At 35.0% G+C, this 25,913-nt stretch carries 32 protein-coding genes; 10 read left to right on the plus strand and 22 right to left on the minus strand.

Going from position 1 to position 25,913, the window contains the following annotated elements; genetic code table 11:
* Nucleotides 1–19 precede the first annotated feature (19 nt).
* The 9 genes from J2Y40_RS02815 (at nucleotide 20) to J2Y40_RS02855 (ending at nucleotide 6,395) form a co-directional block, all read left to right on the plus strand.
* A complete protein-coding gene (locus J2Y40_RS02815) occupies nucleotides 20–568 on the plus strand; it encodes a hypothetical protein (RefSeq protein WP_309996723.1) in 549 nt (182 codons plus the stop codon).
* Nucleotides 569–603: 35 nt separating this feature from the next.
* A complete protein-coding gene (locus J2Y40_RS02820) occupies nucleotides 604–2,025 on the plus strand; it encodes a hypothetical protein (protein WP_309996727.1) in 1,422 nt (473 codons plus the stop codon).
* A 17-nt stretch (nucleotides 2,026–2,042) separates the two neighbouring features.
* Entirely contained in the window at nucleotides 2,043–2,480 is a 438-nt protein-coding gene (locus J2Y40_RS02825) for a hypothetical protein (protein ID WP_153393851.1), read from the plus strand.
* 19 nt (nucleotides 2,481–2,499) lie between these two features.
* Entirely contained in the window at nucleotides 2,500–3,339 is an 840-nt protein-coding gene (locus J2Y40_RS02830; RefSeq protein WP_309996731.1) for an Imm43 family immunity protein, read from the plus strand.
* 38 nt (nucleotides 3,340–3,377) lie between these two features.
* The gene (locus J2Y40_RS02835; RefSeq protein WP_309996734.1) at nucleotides 3,378–3,746 is read left to right on the plus strand and encodes a hypothetical protein; all 369 of its coding nucleotides are present in this window, start codon (nucleotides 3,378–3,380) and stop codon (nucleotides 3,744–3,746) included.
* A gap of 257 nt (nucleotides 3,747–4,003) precedes the next feature.
* Nucleotides 4,004–4,474, plus strand: a complete 471-nt coding sequence (locus J2Y40_RS02840; RefSeq protein WP_309996737.1) for a hypothetical protein — start codon at nucleotides 4,004–4,006, stop codon at nucleotides 4,472–4,474.
* Nucleotides 4,461–5,024, plus strand: coding sequence for an alpha-ketoglutarate-dependent dioxygenase AlkB (locus J2Y40_RS02845; RefSeq protein WP_309996740.1), 564 nt, complete (start codon nucleotides 4,461–4,463; stop codon nucleotides 5,022–5,024). The genes J2Y40_RS02840 and J2Y40_RS02845 overlap by 14 nt, the downstream gene beginning before the upstream one ends.
* Nucleotides 5,025–5,050: 26 nt before the next feature.
* Nucleotides 5,051–5,716 (plus strand): imm11 family protein, encoded by a 666-nt coding sequence (locus J2Y40_RS02850; RefSeq protein WP_309996743.1) that lies wholly within the window; start codon nucleotides 5,051–5,053, stop codon nucleotides 5,714–5,716.
* 169 nt (nucleotides 5,717–5,885) lie between these two features.
* Nucleotides 5,886–6,395 carry a hypothetical protein gene (locus tag J2Y40_RS02855; RefSeq protein ID WP_153393839.1) on the plus strand — a complete coding sequence of 170 codons (510 nt, stop codon included), beginning with the start codon at nucleotides 5,886–5,888 and terminating at the stop codon, nucleotides 6,393–6,395.
* Between the two features lie 188 nt (nucleotides 6,396–6,583).
* Here the strand turns inward: J2Y40_RS02855 and J2Y40_RS02860 are convergent, their stop codons facing one another.
* A complete protein-coding gene (locus J2Y40_RS02860) occupies nucleotides 6,584–7,669 on the minus strand; it encodes a hypothetical protein (RefSeq protein ID WP_309996746.1) in 1,086 nt (361 codons plus the stop codon).
* 239 nt (nucleotides 7,670–7,908) lie between these two features.
* Here J2Y40_RS02860 and J2Y40_RS02865 point away from each other — a divergent pair, with 239 nt between their 5' ends.
* Complete coding sequence (locus J2Y40_RS02865; RefSeq protein ID WP_309996749.1) at nucleotides 7,909–9,501, plus strand: AraC family transcriptional regulator; 1,593 nt, start codon at nucleotides 7,909–7,911, stop codon at nucleotides 9,499–9,501.
* 60 nt (nucleotides 9,502–9,561) lie between these two features.
* Here J2Y40_RS02865 and J2Y40_RS02870 read toward each other — a convergent pair whose 3' ends face one another.
* The 21 genes from J2Y40_RS02870 to J2Y40_RS02970 all read right to left on the minus strand — a co-directional run bounded on the left by J2Y40_RS02870 (nucleotide 9,562) and on the right by J2Y40_RS02970 (nucleotide 25,283).
* Complete coding sequence (locus J2Y40_RS02870) at nucleotides 9,562–10,269, minus strand: hypothetical protein (RefSeq protein ID WP_309996754.1); 708 nt, start codon at nucleotides 10,267–10,269, stop codon at nucleotides 9,562–9,564.
* 129 nt (nucleotides 10,270–10,398) lie between these two features.
* Nucleotides 10,399–11,055: a hypothetical protein gene (locus J2Y40_RS02875; protein WP_153393831.1), complete on the minus strand. Its 657-nt coding sequence runs from the start codon at nucleotides 11,053–11,055 to the stop codon at nucleotides 10,399–10,401.
* Between the two features lie 173 nt (nucleotides 11,056–11,228).
* Nucleotides 11,229–11,894, minus strand: coding sequence for a hypothetical protein (locus J2Y40_RS02880; RefSeq protein WP_153393829.1), 666 nt, complete (start codon nucleotides 11,892–11,894; stop codon nucleotides 11,229–11,231).
* Between the two features lie 92 nt (nucleotides 11,895–11,986).
* Nucleotides 11,987–12,571, minus strand: coding sequence for a T6SS immunity protein Tdi1 domain-containing protein (locus J2Y40_RS02885; RefSeq protein WP_153393827.1), 585 nt, complete (start codon nucleotides 12,569–12,571; stop codon nucleotides 11,987–11,989).
* A 153-nt stretch (nucleotides 12,572–12,724) separates the two neighbouring features.
* Complete coding sequence (locus tag J2Y40_RS02890) at nucleotides 12,725–13,000, minus strand: hypothetical protein (protein ID WP_309996762.1); 276 nt, start codon at nucleotides 12,998–13,000, stop codon at nucleotides 12,725–12,727.
* Nucleotides 13,001–13,057: 57 nt separating this feature from the next.
* Entirely contained in the window at nucleotides 13,058–13,576 is a 519-nt protein-coding gene (locus J2Y40_RS02895; protein ID WP_153393823.1) for an imm11 family protein, read from the minus strand.
* 194 nt (nucleotides 13,577–13,770) lie between these two features.
* Nucleotides 13,771–14,259, minus strand: a complete 489-nt coding sequence (locus tag J2Y40_RS02900) for a GNAT family N-acetyltransferase (RefSeq protein ID WP_153393821.1) — start codon at nucleotides 14,257–14,259, stop codon at nucleotides 13,771–13,773.
* A gap of 164 nt (nucleotides 14,260–14,423) precedes the next feature.
* Nucleotides 14,424–14,861 carry a hypothetical protein gene (locus J2Y40_RS02905; RefSeq protein WP_153393819.1) on the minus strand — a complete coding sequence of 146 codons (438 nt, stop codon included), beginning with the start codon at nucleotides 14,859–14,861 and terminating at the stop codon, nucleotides 14,424–14,426.
* Nucleotides 14,862–14,978: 117 nt separating this feature from the next.
* Nucleotides 14,979–15,443 (minus strand): SMI1/KNR4 family protein, encoded by a 465-nt coding sequence (locus tag J2Y40_RS02910; protein ID WP_153393817.1) that lies wholly within the window; start codon nucleotides 15,441–15,443, stop codon nucleotides 14,979–14,981.
* 44 nt (nucleotides 15,444–15,487) lie between these two features.
* Nucleotides 15,488–15,928, minus strand: a complete 441-nt coding sequence (locus J2Y40_RS02915; protein WP_153393815.1) for a hypothetical protein — start codon at nucleotides 15,926–15,928, stop codon at nucleotides 15,488–15,490.
* A gap of 33 nt (nucleotides 15,929–15,961) precedes the next feature.
* Nucleotides 15,962–16,588: a hypothetical protein gene (locus J2Y40_RS02920; protein WP_153393813.1), complete on the minus strand. Its 627-nt coding sequence runs from the start codon at nucleotides 16,586–16,588 to the stop codon at nucleotides 15,962–15,964.
* Between the two features lie 50 nt (nucleotides 16,589–16,638).
* Entirely contained in the window at nucleotides 16,639–16,800 is a 162-nt protein-coding gene (locus J2Y40_RS02925) for a hypothetical protein (RefSeq protein WP_309996767.1), read from the minus strand.
* A 233-nt stretch (nucleotides 16,801–17,033) separates the two neighbouring features.
* Nucleotides 17,034–17,426 (minus strand): hypothetical protein, encoded by a 393-nt coding sequence (locus tag J2Y40_RS02930; RefSeq protein WP_309996771.1) that lies wholly within the window; start codon nucleotides 17,424–17,426, stop codon nucleotides 17,034–17,036.
* Nucleotides 17,427–17,505: 79 nt separating this feature from the next.
* The gene (locus tag J2Y40_RS02935; protein ID WP_153393809.1) at nucleotides 17,506–17,742 is read right to left on the minus strand and encodes a hypothetical protein; all 237 of its coding nucleotides are present in this window, start codon (nucleotides 17,740–17,742) and stop codon (nucleotides 17,506–17,508) included.
* Between the two features lie 454 nt (nucleotides 17,743–18,196).
* Entirely contained in the window at nucleotides 18,197–19,180 is a 984-nt protein-coding gene (locus tag J2Y40_RS02940) for a hypothetical protein (protein ID WP_153393807.1), read from the minus strand.
* Nucleotides 19,173–20,762 carry a hypothetical protein gene (locus tag J2Y40_RS02945; RefSeq protein WP_153393805.1) on the minus strand — a complete coding sequence of 530 codons (1,590 nt, stop codon included), beginning with the start codon at nucleotides 20,760–20,762 and terminating at the stop codon, nucleotides 19,173–19,175. The genes J2Y40_RS02940 and J2Y40_RS02945 overlap by 8 nt, the downstream gene beginning before the upstream one ends.
* Before the next feature lie 127 nt (nucleotides 20,763–20,889).
* Nucleotides 20,890–21,759: a hypothetical protein gene (locus tag J2Y40_RS02950; RefSeq protein ID WP_309996774.1), complete on the minus strand. Its 870-nt coding sequence runs from the start codon at nucleotides 21,757–21,759 to the stop codon at nucleotides 20,890–20,892.
* Between the two features lie 18 nt (nucleotides 21,760–21,777).
* A complete protein-coding gene (locus tag J2Y40_RS02955; protein WP_153393801.1) occupies nucleotides 21,778–22,260 on the minus strand; it encodes a hypothetical protein in 483 nt (160 codons plus the stop codon).
* Nucleotides 22,257–23,921 (minus strand): hypothetical protein, encoded by a 1,665-nt coding sequence (locus tag J2Y40_RS02960; protein WP_309996778.1) that lies wholly within the window; start codon nucleotides 23,919–23,921, stop codon nucleotides 22,257–22,259. The genes J2Y40_RS02955 and J2Y40_RS02960 overlap by 4 nt, the downstream gene beginning before the upstream one ends.
* Nucleotides 23,922–23,941: 20 nt before the next feature.
* Nucleotides 23,942–24,517, minus strand: coding sequence for a hypothetical protein (locus J2Y40_RS02965; RefSeq protein WP_153393798.1), 576 nt, complete (start codon nucleotides 24,515–24,517; stop codon nucleotides 23,942–23,944).
* A gap of 58 nt (nucleotides 24,518–24,575) precedes the next feature.
* Nucleotides 24,576–25,283, minus strand: coding sequence for a hypothetical protein (locus J2Y40_RS02970; RefSeq protein WP_309996781.1), 708 nt, complete (start codon nucleotides 25,281–25,283; stop codon nucleotides 24,576–24,578).
* Between the last annotated feature and the right edge of the window lie 630 nt (nucleotides 25,284–25,913).

Here is a 25,913-nt window from a genome sequence, read left to right on the forward strand (position 1 = left end):
ATGAAATATAAATAACACAATGGAACAAATAGAAGATCTGAAAAAATCCAACGGAATATTAAAATCAACTTTAAATAATATTCGTGAGAAAATAATAGATGAGTTGGTAAATGTCCTCAATGGAAATGCCATTTCAATGCTTCCTGATTTTAAGAAAGAGGATATGGCAGCCCATAATTTTGAATACCGCCACGAATGGTTTTCCATGGTGTTTTTCGGCTCCAATGCAGCTGGTTTGACTATTACGGAAGAAATTGACCTCCTGAGGAATGAACTGAACGCTTATTTTTCAGAATCAGAAGAGTTAATGGACATTGTCAGTGATCTGGAAGATGATTGTGAGGATGAAGAAGAATGGGAAGAAATGAAGGAGGAATATGAACAGGAAAAGTATGAAATTTTTGATGATTGGTTTGAATCCTGCTGGAAAGAAGCTCAAAAATTAACAGGCAGCAGTGTGCCCACTTATTTGTCAATTGATGAACTGGATTTTGGGGTAGAATTTATTTCCTCAGACAGTGTTGAAATCAATAAAAATCAAACCAACATAAGACGGTATATCCATTAAATAATGAGTTTCCTGAATTGTATCAGGAAAAAATAATGACTAAAAATAAAATGAAACCAAGACAGTTTACCAAATATAAAAAATTAGGATCGCCCGGTGCCTCGCCGGGTTCACCAGACAGAATGCTGACGAGTTATCCGGCAGAAGCTTTGGTGGAAAAAGATAAAAAATACACCGAACAGAAGATTCTGATTCCGGAATTTTCCGTTCCCGGAATTCTCGCGAAACCTGAATTGGATGGATTAACATTCCATTTCATGGCATTCCCCACCATCTTTGAATACGCGGATTTCCGTCTGATAGACGGAAACAGATATGAGTTATTAGGCTTTAATGGAAAGCCCGTCTCAGAATTCACTCCGGAATTTATAACCGAATGCCTCGGAGCGATGCAGCCACATTTTGAACAGACGGACGCAGCATCAGTGTACAGTGAAGAAGACGGAACAGATCCATTTTACCATAAAGAAGATACCATGCTGCTGACAGGCAAAGTAAAATGGCATTTCAGCACTTATTTACGTCAGACTACCGAAGAGGAAGACGAAATACTCTATGATCTGCAAGACGAGGGCGAACTTGAATACGAAGATTTCGATGAAGATTTCAACTACACTACCAATTACGATCTGCCGGTTTTTAAAGATGAGAACGGAAACACTTTAGAATTTATCTGTCGCTTACATATTGCCCATTTTCCAGGGACGCATTACCTTTTTTATTCACCCGAAACGAAGCTTGTACGTCAGTTTTCACAGTTTCCGAAAAGAATAAAACGTGAAATTAATTTTTCCGAAACGGATGAGCTAAATGGGCAGGAGGTGTTTGTAAAAATACTTTCTGATCCGGGAAGTGTTCTTACGGATCCTTCCCATTTCGAACGGAGAATCCTCCTGCCGAAATACAGTTTTCCGGGGCTGACTATTGACAGGAAATATGAAGGTCTGGCTTTTCATTTTGTATTGATGCCTGTTTTCAACACCCTGATAGATTTCAGACTCACAGCTGATAACAAGTATGATGTACTGCGTTTTGATGATCTGGAACCGAAAGATTTTACAGACGATTTTGCCATACATTGTGAAAGTGAAATGGATACCTATTTTGACGAAGTAGACGAGAAATCCCGCTTTTTTATCGTTGACCGGAATGCAGACAGCTACGATGATTTATGTCTGGCCATTGGTACTGAGCCTTTCTGGGATCAGTCAGACTTTATGCGTGAGAAGACTGATGAAGAAATTCAGGCAGATTTTGATGCTTTTAATATGGATATGAGGGATCCATTTGATGACAGAGATTACGTAACCGATTATGATTCGCCGGAATTAAAAGACGAAAATGGTGACACTATGGAATTTGTAGCGAAATTATATCATGGCGAAGTATTCGGGAGCTATTATCTGTATTTTTCACCGAAAACGCGTTTGGTACGTCAGTTTTTCCAATGTACATAATCTAAAAAACAATTCTGATGGCAGGTGGACATTATATTTTCAGCATTTATAAAGCGTTGGGCAGTACACGGTATTTTGTATTGCGTACAGAGCGGCCGGCTTTTAATAATGCATCCCAAAGTGAAGAAGATGAAAGCTGGGAAATAGAATCGGCGCAGCGTTCTCAGCTTTTAAAATCAGTCGGAAACCGGGAAAATTGCACAGATTTCGAACGCATCGGAGAACTGCATGGTTTTCCGGTTGGTGATGTTTTTTACTCAGATTCCGGTCAGTTGCAAGTTCCTGTGTACTATATGCAGACCGATTTCGGGAAACCGTGGATTGTTTTCGGAACAGCCGGTTCCGAAGAAGAATTTTTAACCGAAATAGGGGGGGACGATGAACTGCAGGCCCTGAATCCCATAGGAAAACCAATAAAAATTGAGGCTTGCTTTGTTACCTCAAATGATTTTTAACTTTAAAAGATAGAAAAATATGACAAAACCTATCCATATTCTTGATGAAATAGCGATCCAGTGGAAGGAAGATGAAGAGCTTTTTTTTCTGGATTCAGACTATTCCGGGCATTATGTGAAAATTGAAACACCTATTGGGAAAAAGCATATGGATCAGGTTGAAAAACATGATATTCTTGGGAGTGTTAATTTGAAATCATTATTTGATACCTACTACCGAACCGAGGATCATGATGAATTTGTTCCATGGATGACTATGTTCAGCGAAATGATGACCGAAACCAGGTTTGCTCCTGTTGAACTGGACTTGGGAATAGCAAAGCTTTATTCCGAAGCCAGACTTACCGATGTAATCAGTGGAGTAGCAAACGGGTGGGTAGTCAGTAAAAAACTATTTGAAATTCTTAAGAATTTTAATATTGGTCAATATCAGGAATACAAGATTGTCGTACAAAGTAAGAAAACCGTTTCCAACGATTATGTTTACCTCTTTTTTTTCAATTATGCCGATGAGTTTGTAAATTATCCTCATACAACTTTCTACACAGAGAAAGGTCTGCTCAATTTTGATTCCAGAAAAGTAATGGCGGCAAAATTCAATTCATTTGAAGAGGTTAAAAAAGCATCAGAAGAACTGAACAAGGGTATTGACTGGCTTGATTTTACCAATAAAACGCATATAAAAGCTAAAGAAATAATGTTGAATAATAACGATCAGGATATTTTTAAGTTTAAAGGCTTTTGTTTTAATACTGATATGTTGATGTCTGCCAGGCTTGCAAAAACACTTATGGATGAAAAAATTACAGGATTAGAATACATTAAAACCAGTAAGGTTAAATTATTTAATCAGGAATAATGATTATATCTGCACTTCCAACATAATGAAAAATTAACATGAAGATCATTTATTTTAAAGACATACAATATGTAATCAGTCAGGCATCAGATGCCAGCTTTGAAAGAGATTTCTATCGTGCCTATAACATCCGGTTTAATGAAATAAAAGAAGAGATAATGGGAATAAAAGATCATGATCTTTTTTTTCAGAGGTTCAGGGAAAGTCTGAAAATTACATTGAATAATCTTGAGAAAGTCAGTTTATTTCAGTTCTTTTTTATAGAAGATTTAGCTCCGAGTGATAAGAATGAAGGTCTTCAGGAAATATTTTTTATGATATGGAACATTTTTTTTCCGAATGAAAGCTGGCAGGATGAAAGCTATCAAGGTATTTCTTTTGAGACAGACTATGAAGAGTATTTTTAATTTTAGAATATTCAACTTTTAGCAGAACAGAATGGTAAATTGTATGATGATCGTCCGCTGCGCAAAGTCTCCTGACTTTGAGCCAATGCAATTAAAAAAATGTAAAGTTACTCCGAAGTCAGGAGACTTCGGAGAGCTGGAAGTAGGCATTAAAAATCTGCTCAATCTGCCCGATCTGCGAGAGAAAATTCTTTAAACAGATTTTAAATCTGCCGAATCCGTAACTTGGGAATAAACTGATAAAAAATAAAAATTTTATGATCAATAAAATTGTTGAGGTAGACAGCCTTATGCAGGATATTGCTGCAAAATATAGAGTTGAAACCGGAAATAATAAAAAGACAGAACACCTTTGGGAAGAAGAAACAATGGGTATAATGAAAGAGGCTGTGTTCATAAGAGATGATGCCTATTTTTATTTTTTAAGCGAATATGGAGGGTGTAATATTTATGGTGAGGGCTTTGATATAAGTATTTTTAGTTTTGACGACTGGCTGAATCCGAGTCTTCTTACTTCCCCGTTACTTAATGATGCTGATGTATATGTATTGGCAGATCTGAGATATGACAATAATGATGAGGTTATTTTTTATGGGTACCACGCTGAACAGGAGAATGAAAATTTAATATGGTTTTCCAGTGAATTAGAATCTGGGTATCAGCCTGTTTATAAAGATTTCATCGAATTTTTAAAATATATTTTAACCCTTGAAAATGAAGCACAATAGCATAAACGGTCTTATTTATCAGGAAGATTTTTTGAGTATTGAAGAAGAGGAATTAATCCTTTCGGAAATAGATCATGCCGTATGGGATACCCATCTGAAACGAAGGGTTCAGCATTATGGGTACCTGTATGATTATAAGAAAAAAAATATTAACCAGGATTTAAAAACAGGTGAATTACCCCATTGGCTTCTTTTACTGGAAAGAAAGATTCAGACGGATCTTAGCCTTGAAAACTCTTTTGATCAGGTTATTATCAATGAATATGAACCGGGGCAGGGCATATCCGGCCATATCGACTGTGTACCCTGTTTTGAAGATGTTATCATTTCCGTAAGCCTGTTGTCTTCCTGTGTCATGCAGTTTTCAAAAAACGAGGAACGACAGGAAATACTCTTACAGCCCCGAAGTATTCTGTTACTAAGCGGAGAGGCAAGATACAGCTGGAAACATGGTATAAAAGCCGTAAAAAATGATAAATGGCTAGACACGATAATTCCGCGGAAACGACGGGTATCTGTAACTTTCAGAAAAATAATACAGAGCTCTTGATTCAATCAGCAGGTTAAAATAATACGATGGAAAAATTATTAAAAAAATTAGTCTATTATGCGCTCCACAGTGCTACCGAAAGCGAAAAAGTAGGCAGCTGGCCACAACTGGAAGCGTCCAGAGGGTATTACAAAGTAAAGAACAATTTTGTAACCCTCGATAATCGTGAATTTCCGGATGAAACACCCAATCTGGATACATTTACCCTAAAACGCATTGCCAGACAAACTGATGTTCTGAGTGCGGATATGCTGCATTCAAGCATTGGGATTTATGTGAGTGATACCTTCAAAAACCTTGTGAAAAAGTATGATATTCTTAATTTCCGGTTTTATGACTGCCAGTTAGCCGTACCAGATCCCAGTTATAAAACTAAAAAAACAGAACAGCTTCCATTTAATTTTCTCCATTTAATAGACCGGAAAGACAATATTGATTTTACACAGTCGGTATTCTGGGATCTAAAGGAAGAAAAGCTCATTACAGTAGACCATGTAGAACAGCTGCCTATGTTTAACTTTAGGAGAAAGCTAGTGTTGAAAAAAGCACCCGATCTGTTCCGGGAGCCTTTCAGCATTGGAGTTTTGGTTTCCGAAAGGCTTAAAATCGCAATGGAAGAAGCCGGAATTACAGGCATTTGGTTTGAAGAGTTTAACAATCCTGCAAACCCCGAACTTTTTATTGAAGAATAGTGGATTGGAAATAAAAATGAATAATACTTATGATAATAGAAAAACTAAAGGCCTGTCCGCTGCGCAAAGTCTCCTGACTTTGAGCTGGTATAATAAATCTCTGTAAGTCATGCTCCGAAGTTACAACCTTCGGATAACTGGGGATTTTTAATAAATATATTACAGAATTATGTTTAAAATAAAGTTTAATAAAACAACGGAATTAGGGAAAATAGATGTAGAAGACACCTCTGTTGGTGAAGCAATTTGGTCCATATATCCTAATGATGATGAAACTGTAATGATAACTTTTGGGAATTATCTCATTTATTTAGATAAAAGAGGAGATATAGCTGGTATGTACAATGACATTATACATATGCTTAAATGCTTGAATGAAAATAATAGTGAATTTTTAACGAGTTTTTTAAGCAGTGGTTTTACCGTATATTGGAATTTCAAAAAAGAAAAAAATTCAATTACGATTACTCCTACATGGTTTTCTGCTGGACTGAAACATATAGAAACAAATTTATTTGTACAAAATGTTAGAGAGGTTAATTTTCCGATAAATGTTAATACTGATGTCTTTATATCTGAGTGGCATAAATTTCTAAAAAATATAAAAGATGATCTATTAAAAGTCGGATATACCGAAGATTTGGAAAATTTTGAATATTTGAAAAACTTGAAACCCTAAAAACCATACAAAAGGATTCAAAAAAACTTCCGGTTTTGAGCCAGTGCAATAAAAAAGCTTGTGAGATATGCTCCGAAGTCAGGAGACTTCGGAGAGCTGGTAAAAAATAATTTGTAGGGTAGCACAGAAACTTTTTGGTTTAATAAAAAAGTTTAAACAGCTTTATTTAAATAAGGTTGACAATCGTTTTAATTTCCTCTGAATTTATAACCTTCAAGGATTTGCAAATTGGTATTTACGGCAGCTGAAGGACCGGTCTTTTGTGCAGTTATCTTACCTGCACTGTAAGTGATCGTCATCGTACCGAATGTATCTCCGAAAGCGAGCGTGTTAGTTCCCTCTCCGGTCATCGTAATACTATTGCCAACAAGAGTGTTTCCTGAATGGGTCCAGTTTGGGTTTACTTTAAATCCCCTTCGCTCAGAAAAAGTAACCTCAGCATAGATCACAGCCGAATTGCTGTTTCCAAATGAAAAATTGGTCAGAAAATCGAACTTTACAATGGTCCCAAATGCAATGCCTGTTACAACATCTACCGGAGCTCCGTTTACCGCCAGCAGATAGCCACCGTCAAAATAATAGCTGCCGGTATTATCTACTCCGGTAAACTGTCTTACCATTACGCCGCTTTTATCTATCATAACAGGAGACAGCTCTCTTTTTGCAGCTAAAACAGTGGATTCGGAAGACTCCATATTCCTGGCACGGATGGGTGCAGTGCCGGAGTCACCTATAACATCTAATTTGGCGGCAGGTATGGCATTATTGATTCCAACTCTGTTATTGACAGCATCCACATTCAATGTGGCTCCGTCTACGGTAAAGTGACTGGTTCCGGTGGTTGCCGTGCTGGTAAAAGCAAGTGTTTTTTCTGCCTGGGCCACGGTTCTGTCGGAGAGCAGCGTGCCATTATCTTTATACAGATTGATATCCGTGATTATTTGCCATACAGCGCCATCAAAATAGTAATAATTATTAGCCGCTGTAATGTTAATTCGTTGCCCTATAGCTGTTCCTCCGGAAATATCTGTAATGAATATCAACGCTCCTTTTTGCTGCAGACCATAGGTTGCGGTATTGTTAGTCAATTCCAAACGGGTCATGCGCGGAGCCTGAAAACCTATCAATTGGTTGTAATCCACAATAGTTCCGGAAATATCTCTTTTGGCATTAACATCAAATGTTGTCTGTGGAGTGGAAGTATTAATTCCCACTTGAGAATATGCAAAACTTAAATTTAGCAAAGCACAAATCGATATAATATTTTTTTTCATGTTTTTATATTTTGAGACAAAGTAACACCCATCTGAATATGAAAAACAAGAAAATACTGTAATAGAAAACGGTATTTTTCGCGAATAATATTTTTTATTATGTGTTATTTGGTTGAAAAAATACGCTTGATTATCAAGGGATTGTAAATTAAATCAGAGACGATTTCAGAAATTATTACATGATTTTTTGGGTTCCTTTTTTTATTGTTTTATTTTAACGTAATCAATTTTCAGATGTTATGAAATTCATACTGTCTTTGTTTTTTATTTTTGATGTTTTCTATGTTACCTGTTCGCAGATTAATGCAGAACAGCTTGCTTTGCAAAAAAAAATTGAGACCGCAATTGCAGCCATAAATACTGAAAATTCTGATAAAGCACTTGTTGATTTAAAAAAACTGAAAGAAGAAAGCCTAAAGTCTGGCTATGATAAAGGAGCTTTGGAATGCATCTATAAGATCATTGATCTCTATGAAGTATCAAAATTAGACTACAAATCGGCTATAAAAGAAGCTGAAATTGGAGAAAAGATCGCAGGAAAAGCCAACAATTATAAAGCATTAGCCGATATGTGCCATTACAAGGCTATTCAGTATAAGATGCTTGGGTTTTATGAATATGCCCAACAATTGTATCTGCAGGCTCTGACTCTTAGTGATAAAATTGAAAACCTGAATGAAAGAAGCTTAACAAAATCTCAGATATATGGAAATATTTCTTCCAATTATGAAAACGCCCTAGGACCGGATCTTCAAAAAGCGACAGAGTTCATGATAAGGAGCATAAAAGAATCGGATAAAATTAAGCCTGCTGATAAAAACGAATTCCTGAGAAAAAGACATCTGGATGCTCAAAATTTTCGTGGCTTAGGATATATGTATGATATGAGAAACCAGGTAGATTCTGCTGAATATTTCTATCTGAAAGCTTATGAAATGTACGATGGTATTGATTTTTCGGCTTATGAAAGAAAGGAGATTTTAGCGGATTTAGGGCAACTTTATTTGTCGACAGGAAAGCCGGAAAAAGCGATTACGTATGCAAAACGCAGTCTGCTTTCCCAAAATCCAGATACAAACCTGGCACTGCAGACAACGGCTTATGAAATACTTTATCAATCCTATATGAATCTCGGAAAAATAGATTCGTCAAAGTATTATTCAAACCTTTTCACCAAGCTTAACGATAGTCTGTTGATCCTCAATGAAAAAAAAGCCAACCAAACCTTCCAGAATCTATCTGAAAAGACCAAAGAAAAATACAATACGGATCTGCTACGGATAATATGGGCATCATTAGTAGTTTTGGCTGCTATTAGTCTTGTTTATTGGTATTTCTATAGGCAAAAACAATCAAAAGCATTGCTACTCATTGAAAAACTAAAAAAACAAAAAGCAACAGCCTCATCAAAAATAATGAATGATGAAGGAGCAGAAACTGCAATGGCGGATGAAACAACAGAAGTATTATTAAAAAAGCTGAAAAAATTCGAAGAATCTAAAAATTTTCTCAATTCCAATATCAGCGTGGCTTCCTTATCGACCGATTTGAACACCAATACTAAATACCTTTCGCAAATCATTAATATATACAAGAAAAAGAACTTCAATAACTATATTAATGCACTGCGAATTGACTACATCATGCAGGAATTGTACGATAATCCTAAAATCAGAAAATATAAAATAGCCGTATTGGCTGAGATGTCAGGTTTTGCATCCCGAGAGGTTTTCACTTCTATTTTCAAAAAAGAAACCGATATGCCTCCTTCATATTTCATTAAAAATCTGGAGAAAGAAACAAGGGAAGCAAAGAGTGCTGATGGAATCTAATTCCTTTGAGGTAAGGCTGCCCCATGTTATTTCCCTATAATTAAGGAAAGTATTTACTATTTAATAGTTTTGAAAACAACAAAAAAATTCTATATCTGTTTCTTCAAATACGATTCCTGTGAGTTTTTCTTCTTCTATTTTTTGCCTGAGTTTTTCAGAAACATATTTTAATCCGGAAAAAGGAAACTGAAGCATATCGGAAGGATAATTCAATGCCAGCGTTACAGGGATTAACTCAAAAGCAAAGCCTTGTTCTTTCCTCAACAGCCTTCCTTTCTCTTTATAGTCTTCGAATGATAAAACAGAAACCTTCTCTCCTCCGCTTCTCATAGCAGGAGCTGAATGATCAGCAACGAATGTGGAGCGATTAAAATCGACAATGTCAGATGTTCTGGTAAAATCTAAAAAATAATAATCTAATGGACTTTCATGAAAAAAAACGGTTGCTCCATAAGCTCTAATATTACTTGTGATTAATGATTTCAATATTTCATTGAATTTATTACTTACAAAAAATCCCTGTGATGCAAAAAATAAGCTGCTCATTAAGTCTGTAATTTTTGCATTATGATCTGCTTTAAACTTATGCATATCTATTCCTTCCGGAATATACGTCAAGCCTTTATACTGATATTGATCTGTTCTTTCAACACTGTTATTTTCAGGATCAATAAAACCATTGATCTGGCTATCTGAATGTCTGGGTAATTGTCCGGTTATCTGGGGATCAATAGAGTAACTGATTTTGTAAAACTTTATTTTCTTCATCCTGTTGATCTGAAAAATTTTAAATATTAATTTTTGGTGCTGGATTATTCCTTCTGTTAGTGCCAATGTTCCGCTTTGCCTGGGAATTATCATCGAGTACCAACCAAAGCTTCTCTTGAACATGAGGACTTATTGATCAATATAAAATTCTATATCTGTTTCTTCAAATACGATTCCGGTGAGCTTTTCTTCTTCTATTTTCTGCTTTAATTTTTCGGATATTAAAGTCATTCCAAAAGGAAATTTCACAAGATCTGATCTATAATTTAAGACGATCTTTGTTGGTATGAGTGAATAGCCAAACCCTTTTTCATTCCATACCTGAGAAGACTTTAGAACATAATCATTGTTTGAAGTTACCGCTACAATATCTCCTCCCGATCTAAGTGCCGGAGAAAGTCTGTCTGCGATAAAAGTTGACTTCGGAAAGTTGACAATATCAATGGTTTCAATTACACTGAGAATAAAATAAGGGTACCTTTCGTTCCTGAAAGTGACTATTGAGTCCAGAAAAATAATATGATGAAAAGTAAAATCCTCAATTATTTTTTTGAATTTTCCACTTATCATATAATAACTTGAAAAGAAATTACTGCTCAGAATATCTGTCACTTTTGCCTTTTCATCAGCTTTGAATTTTGTGAAATCCATAGAAGAATCTATATGGTTTAATCCTATATAGGAATAATTTTTAGTTCTTTCCGGACTGTTATTCTCAGGGTCAATAAAATTAATAATCTGGGCCTCTCTGGTCCCGGTTATTTTCTTATCAACCGAGTAATTCATTTTATAATAATTTACTTTTTCCATACTGATCATTCAAAAAAAATAACTGATTAATTTCCAGAGGATTTTCAGACTTTAAGTCAGCTTCAGGAATTTTTCTCTGCTGGTGCAAACGTCTCGCTTGTATCTAAAAAACTACGAACAAATGAGGCAGAGGCCCGTATCAGTCTGATTTATGACTGTTCAAAAACAACTTCAGTATCTAACTGCCTGAACAGAAAACCAGTTAAATGACTTTCTTCAATCGCATTTTTAACCTTTTCATTGCAGATTAAGCCAATACCAAAAGCAGGGGTAATATCGAAATATTCTTTCAGCTTTAATGTTTTAAGAACAATATCCCATCCTTCTTTCTCTGCATCCAGCTTTCTACCCTTCATTTTATAATCCTCAAAATCCTCAATCGGAATTATTTCACCGTATAGCTTTTCAATAGTTTGATACTCAATAAATACAGATGCTTTCCAATCTATTTTACTTTTGCCACCTATTTCATACCACAGGAAATTATAGCTGTGCTTTTTATCCTGTTCGTAAATGGAAACCGGATAAATAGTACCGTTAATCCTAAAAGAGTCAAAAACAGATTTTGCCCTTTCGCTGATGAAAATTCCGGAGGTAATGTTTACAAAGTTATTGGTGACAATATCTGTGAGTTTGGTACCTTTCTGAAAAAGAAAATTATTCAGATCCGGGATATCGTCTTCAGATTTCCATTGACGTATTATTCCCCACTGTGAAGCCCTTGCTTCATGAAAATTAATTTTTAAACCTTTTACCTGAGGGTATTTACCTGTAACCGGCAAATCTGCATTGATGACAATCTCGAAATATTTCATAAGTTATTTGTTTTTCAGGGTATTTAAAATGTTATAATTGATAATAATGATACCACGCGAAGGATTCGTGTGGCGGCAGGGATATTAATATCTTAGCTGAAAGCCTTTGATAATATTTCTATATTCTCTTTTATTTTTACTTTCTGTATACTCTTAATATCCTCATCTCCACCAAGAACTAAAGCTGGGACAAATGTTAAACACTCATCTATTTCTACGGGTCCATATTTTTCTAATGCTGGAATTTCTATCAATCCATATGCCTCCGTCTCTGTATGGTATTTATTTCCTGCCAATGTTGTAAAAAATAAAGTGAACTCATAATCAACATATTTATATTCTTCTGTATGAATATTATAGAAAGCAAGACAAACTTCATCATCTACTTCGCCAATTAAATAAAAGTTTCCCATAGCAGTCTTTGCAAATGGCATAATAGACTGATCTCTTAATTTTGGAAATTTCTTTAACTGGATTTCATAATCCATGGGATTTATAAAAGAGAAAAAGCCTCCTTTAAAAATAGATACTCCATAATGTTCCAGGTATTCTAAAAGAATATGGTTGTCCTCGAAATTACTCAATTGTTCAGAAAAAACAGTTTTTAATTTTAAGATATCTATTTTACCAATTATTTCAGGCTCCCCTAATACGTTAATAAAACTTTGATGTATCATTTTCTACTACTTTATAGTGTTACGCTAATTGAATGTCTTTTTTAAGTCTGCTGCACAGAGTCTTCTGACTTTAAGCCAATACACTCAACAAATTTTGTAATGTATGCTCCCAAGTCAGGAGATTTCGGAGAGCGGCGAGCTTTCTTATTTAATCTAACCGATATTTTTTATCTTCCTTTGGGGTAATGGGTATTTTAAATAGTCTAAGGAATATTTCTCTTTTTGAGCTAACTCATTTTGTATTTCTCCAAGCCGTAGTGCATATTTAAAAATTAACTCCTTATCAGTATCCTTAAAATCAATTTCCACAAAAGGTACACCTTCTTTAAGTTCTGCATAGGCACAGATTGGTGTGTTGTGTTGAGTATTAAACCAATGGGTGAACTGTATTACGGCAATGTCTGCATAAAAAGCGTTGCTTATTTTCATTGTTTCCTGTTTTTTAATTCCCGATCCCGGTATTGTTCAGGGTTGATAAAGATAGATTTAAAAAGTAAATTCTTCAACAGGAATAAACTCAAAACCTTTCAGACCCAGATTCATCATTTTATTTTTTAAATTTTCACTTACAAAAACCCTGTCCTTTAATCCCCTGACTCTGAAAATGTTTTCAGTGATATTATTTTTAAAAAATAATCTTTTAATCCGTCTTACTTTTTTATCACTTAGCATAAACAGTTCAGATTTTTCATCATCTATACAGTCAATTTCCTGATTCACTTTGGTTAAGTAAATAGGTAATGGTTCATCAGTGTCCTTCCTATATATCACTGTAGAAATAAAGCTAAGGTCTTCACCACATTCACTTTTAAAAAATGACATGGCTTTATAAGAAATTCCAAATCCTCCGAGGGAAATATAATCTGTTATATTTTCACCTGTATAATAAGTTCTGGATATTTTGGGAGTTTTTCCTTGTGACAGCAATTCTAATGAACCTTGCTGTTCAATATTAACATAAATGTCATTTTCATTAATTTCATGTCTCAGTAAATAATAATTCATATTTTTCAGTAAAAAATAGTCATGATATTCTCAACGCATTTCCTTCCGGTCAGGCTTTTCTTTGCTTAATGAATTTCTTATTGCGCAAAGTCTCCCGCCTTTGATCCAATATAATCAATAAATTTTGTAATGTATACTCCGAAGTCAGGAGACATCGGAGAGCCGGGAACATTGAGATTTCTACATTTTTGAAATTAAACATCAAGTTTGTAGATAAATTCTTCAATTTCCGCCTGCCGGGCATTGGCAAAACCTTTGTCAGTACCAATTTTTACAAAGCCACATTTTTCAAGAACCTTCTGTGAGCCTATATTGTCAAAGGCTACACGTCCAAAAATAGGTCTTGTTTTTTCAATCTTAAGGAAATCTTTTAATGCCGTTGTGGCTACACCTTTTCCCCAGAAAGCTTTATCAATCCAGTAGGTGATTTCTGCATCGCCCTCCATGACAAACTTTGCTATGCTTCCAGCGATAACAGTATCGGCAAAAATAGTTTGGTTGTTAACGGTTGGATCTTTCAGTAATTGGGTATATTTGGTTAGATAGGTTTCTTTATTGGCAGAGTCCTTTGAAGTAAATGCTGCCAGATGACAGGCTCCATCATCAATCTGGAACTGATAAAGAATATCTAAATCAGCAACTGTTGTTGGCCTGAGTTTTATTTCATGTTGGCTGTCGCTCATCTTAATGGTTGATTAGTTGATCTTCAAATATAATTAAATATTATGATCAGGGCCTATGTTTCAGGTGTCGTGTTTTATTAAAAGGGTAAGAGCGTGTTTATAATATTAGGAATCACACGAAAGGATTCGTGCGGTAGCGGAGATAAAATATTTGATTCCCGAAATCAGCTGATTTGATCTAGAATATTTTTAGGTATATAATCCGTTGGATTTCCATATTTTCCTGTCCAGGTTTTGTCCGGCAGGTATGTTTCTATGTCAATATCGTGGAATGTACTGATGTATTCTTTTGTATCAAAATCTATAAAAAATGTAATTCCATAATATTCTTTTCTGAAATTTTCAATGATACTTTTTACTTCTGATATTGAAATCTGATCTTCTGAAATGGACATGAAAAAGGAGTGTATTTTGTCATCAGTTACATTTAATGCCCCATTTCTGAAATTCTGACGGGAAATATCCTGTAATATAGACGGGCTGTATTTTGCATAATTCAAGATCCACCATGCAATTGGCATGATATAGAACTGATATTTCTCCTGATGTTTGATGCATCCCAGTATATAATTTTCATCTAATCTTTGTTTTATGCTTTTCATAGAATTTAATTGATGATTGTTCAAATTTTATAATTTCTTTTATTGGTCTGTCCTTGCTAATACTTATATTTTGTAAAACTTAATAAAAATTTTTGAGCATCTTCCATCAGCTGGTCATCATTTCCTGTGATTCGTACAGCAGCGGAGTAGTGGGTTTATCCCAAAAATATCTTTGTAATCAATTAAGCCCTCCAGAAACTCAGTAAAAGAAGGTGCGAGAAATTCTAATTCTACAGGAGAATAATAAGCATATATGGAACCATAATTCTGTTCCTGCAAAGACATACAGATATTACCTCCTCTAATTCTGCCTATATTAAAATAACCATCATCAAGAATACCACCGGTAAATTCGTTGTGTTCTGAAAAGTTTGATTTTCCATATTTTAAAGAGTAAATTTCAAATACATTGATATCATCGTCATATTCTCCAAAGAAAATATCGTTAGATTCAAAATAAGTACCATTGCTTTTCAGCAAAAAATCTTTATAATCTTTTGGAAATATTTTCCCTGTTTGATTGGTGAGTTCACTGATTTCGTTTTCAGTAATAAGTTTATTTTTAATTTTTATATCTATCATTTTAAATGTACTGCTCTTTTATTTTGCTACAAAGTCTCATTCAATTATTTATAATATTTTTTCCTTTCCTCAAAAGAAGTGTTCCATTGAGGATGTTGTATCAGATACTCATGATCACTTATATCTTCATACTCCAGAGAATAGATAAAGCCTTTCTCATGCAGATACGCTGCAAATTCTTTCAGCTCTTTTTCTCCTTCTTCAAAAGAGCCTCTATAGGCCATACTTATTAAATAATCTTCTTCTACATCTTCTATCAGCATATCCGAGAGATAGATATAAATTTCCCAGTATTTATTTTCAATCGTTACATTACCATACCCATCATCATGGAAATTGATCTTCTCTATATTTTTAAAATGAGGAACGATTAATTCTTCTATTTTTTTAAATGAAGTTCCCGGTATAGTACCATTTAAAGTGAGGTTGAATTCAAAATTATTATTTTCCATATTTCCTAAAATATTTAAAATCTCTTTGGTCATCTTGCATTAATAAAACGATCCAATAACTGTTCTTTATTCATCCTTATTCCATGGTTTATAATACCAGACCCCTTCTAAAAACAGCATATATCTGCCCGGCTGATATTCTCCGTAGGAAAACAGGTATATCAATTTATTTCTTATGAGATAATGAACATCCAGTCCTTCTTCAGATGTATATATTTCATGATGGCTGTTAATAAGGTTAAATTTACTTTCTTCAATGACCTTATCAAAACTTTCAGCATCTATTTCTTTTTTTAGTGCTCTTAACGGACTGTTGTAAAAATCTGTTACGGTGGCTTTTTGATCATCGGCGTTAAAAACCTTCTGTAAACATTCTCCTTCATCTCCGTCAAATAATTTTTGTTTGGTTTGGCGAAAGTCAGCTATATTTTTATCATCTTCAGGAGGAAAAGGATACGATTCCAATGGTAAGAACTGTTCTCTTTTCCCCGCCAAATGATTCTGGATACTTCCCAATTCGTAAGTGTACTCAAAAATTAACTGAAATGGAGTTTCTTTAAAGTCTATTGTTACGAAAAGAGAGCCATCCAGTACTTCACTGGTATATTTAATATGGGTATTATTTTCTTTGTTGAACTTATAAGTAAATTGTATGACTGCTGCCCAGGCATACATTATTTTCTTTGCTTTCATTTTTTATATTTTATCTGCTTCCATTTATTTATATACAGGAATATCTTGTGTTACTTAAAATGCTGCATTTGCTCCTGAGAGTAGAAATTATCTGCAAAATCAAATAATTTATCGGTTAAGATTTCCAGTTTGTCATGCTTTTCAAGGCTATGGTGAATGCTTTTGTATAAAGAAAGTAATTCATGAAATGTAGGAATATCTTCTTTTTCCATGAGGCTTATTTTTTCCTGATTGATAAATTGAAAAACCTCCCAAAAGCTTTTCTTTAAAAGAGGAGTAACCTGGTATTTTTCAACAGGTGCTATCTTATCCGCCAAAAATTGTTCAGGGTGCTTTATAAGCCATGCACAATACAAATTGTTCTCATTGAACAGTAAAGATATATTTTCAGTTATTTGTAACTCCGTACATTGATTCTGACTGTTTAAAAAAATATCACCATATCCTAACAGGATGTTGCCGGAGGGTACACAGTACCTGTATCAAATGGTTCCAGATCAAATGACAAGGGATATATGAGTTTAGGAATACCTACTATCTTTTTTGCATTTGTTACCAGATCCAGTTTATGATGAGGTTCTTTTTCCAGTTCGCTGTAACCGAAGTAAACAGAGGTGAGCAAATGGTCATCAGCATTAAACCTGAATGTATCGTTGTTTTCTGTAAATAACCAGCCTTTATCGCTTCCATTGGTTGTCAGTATTTCATGCTCTATTTCCTTAATGCTGTTAGAGGCTGTCAGAAGAATTTCCACATCATAGATCAGCACTCTGGGAATGGCGGATAATTGCTGCCCGGCAATAATCTCTATATCAACATGGTCTGTGAGTTTATACATCAGTTTATTTTCTTTTAGAAAGGAACATTTTAAAGCCTTATGGCTTTGGAGAATTGTTTTTTGTATTAATGATATAGGACTATCTCCATGAATTCATGGTATAATTTGAAAAATTGACTTTCATATCCTGTATTCTTTCTTCAAGGGCTTTAATGCCTGTATGTAAGTATTTTTCCCGTTCAGAATCGTTCAGCGTATATATAATATCAAATCCAGGGCTTGGATTGGGAATTGGAACTGATAATTGAATAGTATGGTTTTCCTCAAAAATATAATATTCCCATTCTTTTTCTTCTAATAGTTTTCTTTTATTCATGGATAAGTTTAAAAAATCAGATCAATTAAGTTTCCTGGTTATGGAGTTTAGTTATTTTCAAATATAATTAAATATCGTTATTAAAAAACAACTCTTTTAAATTTGGGAAGGTTTCGAATTCCGGAAATTAGACTATTTGATTGTCATAGATTGGAATGGGTTGTGTTTAAATGATTCAAATTATATGTAGAATTTTAGAATGCGTTTCTACCTGTTTCCGAACAAAATTGAATGCTGTTTTATAAATGCCACGGATGCACGAATAAAAAGGATTCGTGTATCCGTGGCGATAAAAAATTAATTCTCCCTCAGATTACGCAGATTTTCTACAAACATCCGCGTAACCTGAGGGATTCGTGGGAATAATGTATCCGCATATTTTATCGCTGATAAACTCTTGGAACATTCAGTTTGTAAATTCTTACGTTTTCCCGTATACATCACCCTGCTTCCGCTACTGAAAATTCCGTTTTTCCAGTAATCCGTCTTTATAGATTTCAGTGTAGATCAACTTTCCTTTTTTCCTTGTAATGATGATGGGTTCTCCGGTTTCTTCATTATATTTCTGCAGTAATTTATAACATTTCCACTCTCCAACGGGTAAGCCATTTTTATACTCTGCTTCCAGGTAAGTATAGGGATCTGTAAATTCCGGATATTGCTGTAAATCTATAAATCTGTTGGGTTTGAATTCTACCCATTTCCCTTCTCTGCTGTGGTTTTTCACCATGCCCTGTTCTTCATCATTTTTATAAAGACCATCCTGATCATAGTATCTGACCAATTTCCCGGAGGACAGAATCTGGTATTTTTGTAAAGGTTTTAAGGTAAAAGGACTTTCAGAAAATTCGTAATCCTGAAGGGAAATGATATGGTTTTTATCGATATTAAACAGGGTATGGTTAGCAAATCCCATTTCTCCTTCATGATGAAGGTATATTCTCTTCATATCGAGGGGCTTATTGTCCTTTGTTGAAATCAGATATATTTTTTCGATGAACGGTTCCGCGTAACGAACGGTATTATAAACCGCCATAAAGTACAGTGAATATTGTCCATAACAAATGAAATCAGAAGCGATTTTAATGCGGTCATATTTCTCATTGACCTCCTTGCTGAATGGCAGAAAAACATCATATTGTTCTGGAAGTATGATAAGATCTTTTTTGATGAGTGTTTCAAATTTTAAGGCATTGAGTTCCTTTAATTGATTTACATCCTGTAGGACAGGCAAAACAGCGTCAATGGTCATTCGTTTTGAAATATCTGAATATCCAAAGGGCAGCGTTATACAATCCGCTGTATTGGTGTTGAACGGAATTGATCTTTTACCTGGCGATTGTGGTTCTGTGTTGACTACTTTGTTTTCCGTTTGAGCCGTAGTGCAGCTGAAAAAAAGGAAAAACAAAATCGTAAAAGCGATATTAATTTTAGGCATATATATCTGATATTGGAGTGAAACCGTGAACATGCAAATGGTTATTATGTCGTGGAGTAGCGGTATGCGTGGTATGAGGCAGCCGTGTGGTGGCATTGTCTTCAGCACTGGTATTTGAGGTGTTGGAAAAATTTTCTGACCGGCCTGATTCAAACCCAAATTCATAGAGAAGATTCCGAAGCGTTACCTGGCTGTCATAATCAAAATTTTCTGCGGTAAGGACCGTATTTACGCCATCCTCCTGAGTCGTTAATAAATTCAGGTCTCCCGCTTCTCCATTCACATGTTCTGCACTGGGATAGCAGGATGCATCAGAATAGGAAAATCCCTGAGATACAATATAATGATTGTTTCCTGCCTGCCTGAACTGTGCTAATGCTCCCAGGAAACCGGAAAATAAATCCGGCTGAATGCTTCTTCTCCTGGTATGCTGGAATCCATACCGGATGATAACTCCATTCCGGTTATAATTGAATGCTTCAAAAATCTGCGGTCCTACACCTGCATTTCCTATAATATCCATATTGATCAGCTCTATTTCCCCCGGTTGATTGGCATACCATTTATCAGTGGCTCCATCACCAAGGGTTCCGTTGGAGTACACCAATAGCTGATGGGCATCTATACTTTCCCCGGCAGCTCTGTTCGCTGCGAAATCTATGGTCTCCAAAAGGTTTCCTCTCTGGGCCAGCGGTGGAACGGTATTCACTCTTCTTTTTCTGGTTACACTTGTTTTGGTTCTGGAACAGATTCTGTGTTCATTATCGTTTTGATCGTAATAAAAATAAACAATATCGGTAGAATGATTACTCACCACCTTCTGAATCCTCCTTCTTCTTTCCGGATTCGTAGTGATTAATGCTAAAGTATTGTACGTATTATCACCATGATGAATGTTGTATATCGTTTTATTCACCACTCTGAATCTTGCACTGTCATCATTCAGGAAAATACCGGCTCCGTTTACTTCTTCCTGCCCATCCTTATAGGCACAGGGATTATTGTCTGTTCTTTCCACTGCTACTTCCAGATTAATGCTGCCATCTGCGAGTCTTTCGGTCCATTCATCAAGAGTAGCTCTTGAATCAGGTCTGAGCTGCAGCTTAATAATGGCTTTATTGGTATGGTCTGTTAAATTAGCATAATGATCATGGTTGCCTGCTCTGTTGTTCAGGGCATCAAAATTTCCTATCTGTACGGTAAGCAGTCGTTGTGCTTCATATCGGTTGGGGGATATGAAACGCATTAGTTGTAATGGATCTGTATTTCCGGTTAGTGTATTGGCTGAAGGTTTTATCACTACATCTACACTCAGGTTGGCCATATTACTGGTTTCTATGACCAGATACACTGTTTTTCCTAATATAGCGTCGTATGGAATTGCCTGGTTAAGATGATCCTGCTGTACGTGGGCGGAATCAATTTTTGTAAAACTTACTCTTGTTCCCTCATTTGTGGTTACTTTTTGGGCAAAATAAACATCGGTGATACGCTGTAATGAATCATCGGGAGTATCCGGAGCCGACGGGCTATTCAGGGTTTGTGTCTGTCCGGAATCTGTTATGGTAATACGTGTCGCCATTTTAAAATTTTTCTTTTTTTAATACGGGAGTTATCCAAATAATAAAAATACACAGTCAGCATGGGGTAACCCTTTGCTGGGTTTTTCATCTGACCGGTCCTGCATTTCTTCAATCCATCCTGTTTTTTTATAATTCTTCATAGCTTATTTCTTTGATATGATAGATGATCTTTTTCTGGTAGTTTTCCCCCAGGGAAAATTCTATGGTAAGTTTATGCTCCAAAACTTCTTTGGTGGTAAAATCCAGTAACATCTGTCCTTTGTATTTGTCCAGTTTTGGAATATCTGTTTCACTATTATAAGCGATTTCCTTTCTTTTCATTTCTCCATAAAACATTTCCCAGTTTTTATCTGAAGGAATATTGCCGGTATACTGTAACAGTAATAATTCATCATCATAACGCATGGCTTCCAATTCTACCGTTTCGTCTATATCTATTATGGTATTGGCCATAAAATTACGGTAGCGTACACTATGCTTTGCCTGATTTTCCTTTTCATACGTTCCATAAAATTTATGGAGGATCATTCCGAAATGATTGTTTTTTAAAAAGTCTCTACTTACTAAATTTTCCTTTTGGTAAAAATCTTTTAAAAACCGATAAGTATCTTCTGCCTTTTTGCCAACATAGGACTGGGAGAGCTTTTCTACCGTTTTTTCCACTTTATCCTGAAGAACAGACAATGCCTGTATATTTTTTAAACGGCCATATTCGTCTGTTATGACCACCACTTCATCATTAATGTCTGCAATTCTGGCTAAGAAATCTTTTTCAGACAGTGACAGTTCTTTATCCCGGTGAACCCTGTCAAAAATTTCTAGATGGTATTCAAATTTTTCTTCTTCTAAACGCTTCAGCGTAACGTGAAAATTTTTATTGAGTTCGCTTCTGTGCGTTTTTCCATGAGTGGTGGTATATTCATTACAGGAATAGCTATAAAATTTCTTTCCTTCAGTAAGGTTTAATTGAATATCTATGGGAAATACTGGCTCCATAATTCTCTACTCCTTATTTTACTCAAAAACTACTTTTCCTCCGGAGGAAACCCACTGGTTTTTTTTGTTCCATGATCCGTCACAGTCCTGCTGCATTTGTTTAACTATTTTTGCTTTTTTTAAATCAATAATCGCACACGTGTAGTTTTCGTGGAGAGTACTGTCTTTATCGCTTTCGTGCACATAATCTTTGATGATGGCATCCACTACCACGTAATTGGCATTTGGGGAAAGGGCGGTAAAGAGCTCGCTTCCGGTTCCTTTGTATTTATTTCCCTTATCTATTTTTATTCGCTTCTTTTTATTAATAATATAGAGATTGTACCATAGCTTCATATCCTTGTTGTATGAAGCATAATACAGGGATACATTATTGTTTAAAGTAAGCAGGGTATCTTTCTTTACCGTTTTATTCTGCCCATCATGATTCCGGGGGGAGGCCATATTTCCACACGTAATTAAAATCACTGAAATCATCAGCAGGGTTGTCATTTTTTTCATGATAAGTTTGAATTATTTTTCATTTTTTCATACCGTTTATCCATATCGGTACCTCTTCTTTTGTTACCGTAATCATCAAGGATTTCCTGCTCATAGGTACTGTGCATATTTCCCCATTCGCCAGGATTTCTCGATATTTTTTCTAATTTTTCACCTTCTTTCCTGGTTTTGTTTTCTTTGTCTGTCTGGGCATCTTTTTTAGCAAAAAACCGGTTTAACGCAGCTCCGAAATCATCTTTTACATACCCCGGCCTGTTGATGTGATGATCCAGCGCAGTGGCTTTCCCTAATTTTGATTTTAAATAGTCTGACAGCTTATAGGAATGTCCTGTAGGTACTATAGGCATGACTACTTCTTTTAATCTCTTGATAAAATCCAGCACCTGCTTTTCTTGAAATGTTTTATCAATAACGGCATTCACGATTGGCTGCAGAGGTTTGGATTCTACTGCTTTTCCAAATAAAGATTCTTTACAGTTTTCCCTGATTTTAGTGGATAAGGTATTTCCTGTAATTTTTTCCGCTTTGGAGTCTGCCGGATCTTTATAATACAAAATCCCGGAGTCAACCGTCCATCCGCATGATACGAACAACTCTTCATATTTTTCAGGGTACTGGGCTTTAAATTCTTCAACCTGAGTGGTAAATTCGCCTTTTCCGGTATGATCCACTGTTTTCTGCATAGCCCCTGCGGTTAATATCATCTTTTCACCGGAAAGATCCCAGTCATAGGACTGAACGGAATCCAGCTTGCCTTCATTTTCAGACATTCCCACTAAAATCGCTTTTTCTTCAGCGGTAATTTTGTTGTCTGAAATTAAAGTATCCCAGTCGGCATAGTTCTCAAGTTTCTTCGTGCCCCAGTAGGCGGGCCCATATTCACCACTGTACCGGGTACAGGTAATGGTGTATTTCTTTCCGCAGTCACAGTATCTGATCTCAAATCTTTCACTTTCCTTATTTAAAAACTCATGGGTATCATCAGGAAACTTGACTTCATCTTGTGTTTCTTTTACTTCGGCTTTGAAATATAAGAAAGCATTTAAATCATCTCTTTTGTTAAGTTTTTCGATCAGTTTATTTACATCTTCATCACTTTTTGGACGAAGCGATATTTCTTTGGAATAAACCAGTGTTCCGTTGATGTTGAATTCAATTTTACTTTTCTCTTCTTCTCCATCTAAAAATTTCACCGGATTTTGGAAGACGTTTTCAGCGTTTTCCAGTTTGTTTTCATGGATCTCGATAGAGAGTTTTCCGCTTGCTCCTTCACAATTGGCTACCACCCAGACTTTCTTTTTAATGGTGGTGCTGTTTATTCTCTCAAAATCAAAATCCGGAGTGCCGTCGGCTTTTTTCGCCTGTATTTCTTCTTCCCAGGTGATTTTCACCTCTTCTTGTGCGGCTAATCTTACAGAGTCTTCTTTATCGGCCTGGATGTTCCTTCTTCCTTTTTTTTGATACTTCTTTTTAACATCAGATACTAAGCCTCCTTTTTTTACAGGGTAAGTTTCTTCTTTGGTTTCCCATGTCATTTTAGGAACCTGTTTCGCAAAATATATTTTCACCACATTCACCTCATGATCCACCTGGTGCGGTACATCATAAACCTTTTGATTGGGGTTTACAGCATAATCATCTTTTTGTTGTTCGTCACTCATAACCTTTTATTTTGAGCTGATTAGTAAAAATCATCTGATTTATTATACTTTGTTTCCAAGTCTTTCTTCACTTTCAATTTTAATTCTGAAGGCAGATCTTTTAATCTAATGTTCAGATTATCATTAATTCTGCATTTTCCATCCTCACCACAATAGTATTGGATATGATACAGATACTTTTTGCGTTTATACAGTATGATGCAGGAGACTTTTGTATCATTATCCCAATTTCCGCAATACGTAAAAGGGATGAAAACAGCCTGATGTTTATTTACGGTATAACCGGATATGTTCTCTGCTTTTAAATTAATTAAGCCCGATTGTGCATCCGGATAATGATAAGCTATACTATCGCTGTAATTTTTATTTTTAACAACAGCACTGATCATTGTTACTGCGCCGTCAAACCTCTCTTTTTCCGCATTACAGGGATTAATTACTTTCACGGTCAGTTTACTGAGTCCTGTTCCGTCTTTAAAACTTTTATTGACAATTAATGAGTCCTGATAATACATTTTCAGACTGTCATGAACAGCATTCTGCCCACCAATCGAAATCAAGAAAAATAATATAAAACCAGTAACCAATTTTTTCATTTTTTGTAATAAACTGTTAATTCGTGATCTCCAGATTTTGTAAGTCAGCTGGTTAATTTTACAAATTTTTAAAAGATGTTTTTAGCCTGTAACTTATTAATTCATTCAAATTAATTCCTTTGATTGGAAGGGCAAAATTGTTTTTAATTGCATAAAACTCTTCTGGATAGTATATTCTTCTGACTTCAGGACCTAAATTTTTTAAATTAAATTTTTTATTTTTTAAATTTGTTTTAAAACCTTTTATATTTTCTTTCACATAGTTCAAATCTTCTGTATTTCTGAATTTTGGATAGCTGTAATAATTTCCATTTTTATCTTTGAATACATCATCATATTGGTATTTCTGATGAAAATAATGGTTATCTTTTTTATCCTCTGAGAGGTAAAGAATTACAGAATCTCTTTCTGAAAATGCAGGTTTTCCATAATGATCATAGGCTAAAAATTCAATAGTATCATTCGGTAAATTATTGAAGATGTTTTTCACTACTTTATATTTACAACGAAATGCATAATCCATCACATAATGTTGTTTAATAACACTCACTGAATCTCCGGTTTCTTCATCAATTTCTTTTCCTGTAATCTCATTATTGATATTGGGGTTAAATTCTTCAACTGAAATTTTCTCTCCTATAAAGGCATAAAGGTTGATTGAGTCATTTATACTTCCAACCGAAATATTCTTAGACGTTTTTACAGATGAATGGCAGCTCATGAAAGCCGACAATAGTGCTAAAATTACAATACGAATAACTCTCATCTCTAAAATTTAAACATTTTAAACCACTGTTTGCTTTTCTATTCTTTCTTAACTATTTGTTTAAGAATTATTGTTAATAAAAGTTTTTATAATTTTTAATAATAAAAAACGATACTCCAAAAACTAAAAAGGTATAGCACTTAAAATAGCCAAACCACCCAAGTTAACCCATAAAACATATCTGAAAATATTTTTTTAAAAAGCTCAGATCCTTGGGGAAAGTAGCCAGCATTCATATCAAAAAGAGACCACAACAAACCGGAAAAAACTAAAGAAAGCACTATTCCAGACTACATAAAAAATAAAATAGAACATATTGCTGTGAGCAGCCTTTCTGTTTCCTGTCAACAATATCGTTATCATAAAGAAAACTTCAAATACCATAATAAATGAATAAGGATGCGCCCAGTGATAGACCGAACCCAAAGGAGCCCCTACGACTTTATCAACCAAATTATTCAAAATAAAATACAGTATTGATGCAGCGACAAAAAATGCCGTGCCACATAAAACAGTATAGGATAATCTATTCAATTTCGTTAGGGGAAGCATAAAATTCATAATATGCATTTAAAATATTTTACATCTATTTTTCACTTATTGTCCAAATAGCTTTTTTATCTTCTAGTT

The sequence above is a fragment of the Chryseobacterium sp. 2987 genome (genome assembly GCF_031456375.1).
Classification (GTDB): domain Bacteria; phylum Bacteroidota; class Bacteroidia; order Flavobacteriales; family Weeksellaceae; genus Chryseobacterium; species Chryseobacterium vaccae.